This window comes from Bifidobacterium apri, assembly GCF_009299485.1.
Taxonomy (GTDB): domain Bacteria; phylum Actinomycetota; class Actinomycetes; order Actinomycetales; family Bifidobacteriaceae; genus Bifidobacterium; species Bifidobacterium apri.
The window spans coordinates 1-4773 of record NZ_WBSO01000026.1 but is presented as its reverse complement, the minus strand read 5'-3'; the positions used below and the strand labels follow the sequence as shown (position 1 = coordinate 4773).

The 4773-nt window shown below is 37.0% G+C and carries 4 protein-coding genes; 2 read left to right on the top strand and 2 right to left on the bottom strand.

Features of this window, described 5'->3' with window-relative positions:
• Nucleotides 1-88: 88 nt before the first annotated feature.
• Nucleotides 89-1327, top strand: coding sequence for a tyrosine-type recombinase/integrase (locus tag DSM100238_RS09035; protein ID WP_167511141.1), 1239 nt, complete (start codon nucleotides 89-91; stop codon nucleotides 1325-1327).
• 396 nt (nucleotides 1328-1723) lie between these two features.
• On the opposite strand, the gene DSM100238_RS09030 is transcribed toward DSM100238_RS09035, so the two are convergent.
• Both DSM100238_RS09030 and DSM100238_RS09025 read right to left on the bottom strand, forming a co-directional pair.
• Nucleotides 1724-2254: a hypothetical protein gene (locus DSM100238_RS09030; protein ID WP_152356329.1), complete on the bottom strand. Its 531-nt coding sequence runs from the start codon at nucleotides 2252-2254 to the stop codon at nucleotides 1724-1726.
• Complete coding sequence (locus tag DSM100238_RS09025) at nucleotides 2251-3555, bottom strand: P-loop NTPase family protein (protein ID WP_152356328.1); 1305 nt, start codon at nucleotides 3553-3555, stop codon at nucleotides 2251-2253. The genes DSM100238_RS09030 and DSM100238_RS09025 overlap by 4 nt, the downstream gene beginning before the upstream one ends.
• A 730-nt stretch (nucleotides 3556-4285) precedes the next feature.
• Here DSM100238_RS09025 and DSM100238_RS09020 point away from each other — a divergent pair.
• Nucleotides 4286-4773: hypothetical protein (locus DSM100238_RS09020; protein ID WP_152356327.1), on the top strand; the 488-nt coding region annotated here is incomplete at its 3' end.

Sequence of the window (4773 nt, the reverse complement as noted above, 5' to 3'; positions counted from 1 at the left end):
AAGTTCTTAATAAAGGTAATGATTACAAGGGATAAGCAACCAAACACAAAATTAAATGGATGCTAAACATGGATGCTACAATAAAAGCATGGCAAGCACATTCAAAGTCAAACACAACGGACGCATCCAATGGTGCATCAAATGGAAGCAAGAAGGTAAATGGCACTTTGTTTATGATGACAACAAAAGCAGGGTGCAAGATAAGCAGCTAGCAAGAATAGCAGCAATCGGAACACAACAGATAGAGCGCTCTAAACCTAGAAAGCAAACCATCAACAAGAAAACCAACCCAACACTAAACATGCTATTTGATGAGCATGTAGAAAAATCTGACTACAAATACAGCACCTATAAAACAAATATAAACGCATGGCAAGCACTAAGAGACAACATAGGATGTAAACCAATAAAGACAATTACAAAAGAAGACATACAAACAGCATTTAACAAATTAAATGCGGCACCATATAGAGCATTGCTAAGGTGGAAACTAATAAATATGTGTATGAATGATGCAATCAAAAAAGGGCTAATAAAACAAGCAACCAACATAGAAAGACCAAAAGTAGTAAACAGAACACGCATCATGGATAACACATATATGGATGACTACACACGCATAATCAGGGGCTTACTCACATGGTTAGAAAATGATACAAACCAATACCATGAATGGTATGCAATCGTTAAAATGATGAACCTTGGAATGAGGATAGGTGAAGTATTAGGACTGACAGAAGAATCAATAAACCGTGCAAATCAAACACTAGTAATCAACAAACAACTAACTTCACAAGGGCGGCTGATAGCGGGCACAAAAGGTAGAAACGGTTCATTTAGAAAGCGCATTATCCCACTACCAGATACTTATTACAAAGCACTAACCAATCAAATCATAGCAAATAAAAAACAAGGATTAACATGCGCGATAACATACCAACCGGATGGAATACATGATGCAATAGAACATCCAATATTCATAAATAAAAACACCAACCACGCAATTAGATACAACACATTCTACAAGTATTGGATAAAAATCCAACAGGCATACCATAAAGAAATAGAGGGCGATGAACTAACTGAAACCAATTACATCAAACCACACACCAACAGACACATCACAGCCACAATACTAGCAGAAGAACAAGTGCCAATAACAATGGCACAAGCGATACTAGGACACATGGATTCAGACATGACTGAATACTACACGCACATTACAGCAAGTATGATGAAACCAATAGGTGAAAAATATGAGAATGCGATGAATAATACACTTATGACAAACTTTGTAAACGAAGTAATAAAAGCAAAAACTGTATGATTTAGAGATATCTAAAAATCACTAGAAATCGATGCCATCTAGGAACGCTGTATTATCAGTGCTGCTAGATGGCTCACTTCTTGAAAAATACTAAAAAACCCCGTTTATGATGCATTACTCATAAAACAGGGTTTTCAACACTCAGAATCGATATCAGGATTCTTGCACAGACGCCTTCACAGACTCAATGCTAATTATCAGCTGTTTGGAAAACGCCGACATGCGCCAGCCTTTACAGACTCAATGACAGACTCCAACGGCATATTCTCGCAATTAATCGGAGGAAAATCACCGCCACGCGCTAAAGCTATATTAAAAGACACAGTTTATCATTAGTAGAAAACAAATAACCCGCCCTTTTACAGGCGGGTTATTTGCTTTAAAGCAAAGGAATGATTAATACCTCTTATTATCTATCAAGCCTAAATTAGCATACAGAATACTATCAAGCTCACTAAGACTATGATTTAACAAATCCCAATTAGAAATAGACTTATTAGGATACATCACAACAAACCCACACGCACGCGCAAAATCAACATTAGGAAATGCATGATGAAATGCTAAAGCCTTATTAAAGAACCTAGAATCCTTATTTTCTTTTACAACCGAACCATCTGAATTATATACATCAACATGATGATAGAACGAATAATGAAAACAATCATCATAGACCGAAGTAGAATCAGAATCATAAACAAAGATAAAATCAACATCAGGAATATGATGCAATGCATCAAAAAGAGAACGGTACTGCTTTTGAAAATCAATCTTCTTAGAAGCCTTAGAAATCACATTTTTAACATCAACATACATGAATCGAGAACGCCACTCAAGCGCCTTGGAACGACTTAATTTAATGTCAAAAACATAATAATACTCAATAGGCATATATTCATCAGCAATTATAAAAGCAAACATTTTCATATCCCTTCAAAAAACTTATCGTAATCATCAGAATCACCACTGAACATGGAATCAAAATCTGAATCATCATTAGGTTCATAAGACGGCTTAGAAACATCATCAGATGACTTAGAAACCGGCTCTAACACTGAGACAGATGTATTATCCCAATATGAAACACCATCAACATCAGAATCACCAGAACGCCTAGGTTGAACATCATTGTAATTGGTTAAATCACACCTACCTACAGCAGCTGAACGGCTCCAACCCGGAACACCATTCTTAGCACCGTAGGATACAATACCAGCCATCGCATCAGACTTAGATGCATAAGGTAAAGCATCATCGATATCCTTCTTGAACCACACAACACCATGCTCAAAGCACCGATATAAAGGATCCCGCCGTTCAGTAAGATTTGGATACTGATCTGAAATATAGATGTTAGAAGTGATAACGACCTTAGTCCAACATGCATAAGTAGAACCGCCCTTTACATTCACACGATACGGCTGACCATGCAAGATACGCAACAGAACAGAAAACTTGAAATCAGAACGATAATCATCAAGTAATAGAACCGGCTGACCATCATAACCGTCAAAAGGAAATGCAGAAGATAAATCAGCAGTAAATACATTCTTAGCACCATACATTCTGAGAACAACATCGCTCTTACCTGAACCAGTAGGACCATAGATGTAATCAACACTGACATTTCTATCATGACAGCCATAAGTTTTAGATAAGTAATTATTGCGAGTGTCAGTAATGAAGCGCTTATGATTTACAGTAGCAGCCCAAGCACGCCACTTAGAATCATCCAAGAAATCATAATATGACCAGCCATGATTATTAATCAAATCAGTAGCGCTATCGAACAAATCCCGCTTCACAGAATCAGCATCAGTTGACATACCAGCCAATTGGTCAGCAATACCATAAACAAACGGACCAGCGATATGAGTTTCATCCTTACTCACATACTTAATAGACGCCGCAATATCCCTACACGGTTCAATATGAACACCAGGAAAAATATTCTCAACAGCTAAACCCACTTTTGGATTTTTCCAATACAAGAATGTCTGATAATGCTCATATCCGGTTTTATTACCACGCTCTTTAGAAAACTTAGCAGCAAAATTATCATCATCCGTAGCCATCTTGGATAACAGATTATCAAGCGTCTCAAATGGCATTTTATCAGCAGGGATGGTAAGCATCCAACCGCGTGAACGACATGATTTAACACTGACTGATTTACCAGAATCTTTTAAAGCCCAGTACTGCTTAGAAGAAATATATTTTTTAGACATAATGAACTTCCTTAAATTATTAAATGTCTTAGAATTGTTTACATATCAATATCTATCAAACTTTAAATTAAAAAGCATAAAATAAACCCCGGCGAAGTTCACTAAAAACCGGGGTTTATAAATTCTAAGGACATTAATTATCTATCAAACTCTCATCTGATAGTAAATATATAATATCAAAAATGCAAACAAAATGCGTGATGTGCACATTGTGATAAAAAATGTATTTGGTGCACACTTGAAATTCAAAAAATGCTTAGGTGCACACTTCAAGTGTGCACCAAAATAGGCACTAAAAATACTGATAAATCAACACTTTTAGATACAAAAAATACCCGGTGCACAGGTGCACAGCGCGGCCGGTAATACTATATAAACGCAGCCGTGCAAGCGCGGGCGTTTATACAAATCAACAAGTTGATTTGCCGGCCGCGCGTGCACGCATCTTATGTAAACAGAATACAAAAAATACTGAAAATGTGAGATTAATCACATTACAGCCTAAATGTGAGATTAATCACATTTTAGAGCAAAATACTAGACAGATTAGTAAATAGAGCGCTACGCGCAAAACCACATAAAAAGCAAAAATCACAGTCAATCACTCTAAAAATCACAGTCAGATTCAGAGAGTGAAAGATATTAAAAAGATAAATGACAACAAAGGACATTAACAAAAATGAACAAAAAAATATACATAATACTTAGTATCATACTAAGCATAATAAGCATGATAATCATCACACCACCAGCACTAGCAACAGAACAAAACAGCATCACACTAAATGTGCAACCCAGTGAAACAAAAATAGGCAGCACAACAAACAGTGATGAATACAACAGCATGAATGTAGAATGCGGTGGCATAGACAGCAATGGAATACAACGACACTACTGCCAAGACATATACACCGAAACAATATGGTGGCACAACAGAGAAACAGGGGCGTTAGAACAAGGCGACACACTATCATGCTCAATAGGCGGATGGACAAAAGACTACAGCTATTACGATGAAAAAGAACAATGCGGTGATGTAGAAATAACCTACTGCATATGGACATACGACATGAATACGCTCGATCCGATACAAGGAGCCATATGGCACAACAAAACATTAGGAGACAGTACACCATCAGATAAAGATGGCAAACTATGTTGGCATAAGGATGCAAATCCACCAGAAGTATCTGAAGGTGCAAGTAGCAAGCAAACACC

Bases quoted from the DNA above. Each gene is read 5' to 3' on its own strand.
- DSM100238_RS09025 (WP_152356328.1), bottom strand. From the start codon at position 3,555: ATGTCTAAAAAATATATTTCTTCTAAGCAGTACTGGGCTTTAAAAGAT.
- DSM100238_RS09030 (WP_152356329.1), bottom strand. From the start codon at position 2,254: ATGAAAATGTTTGCTTTTATAATTGCTGATGAATATATGCCTATTGAG.
- DSM100238_RS09035 (WP_167511141.1), top strand. From the start codon at position 89: ATGGCAAGCACATTCAAAGTCAAACACAACGGACGCATCCAATGGTGC.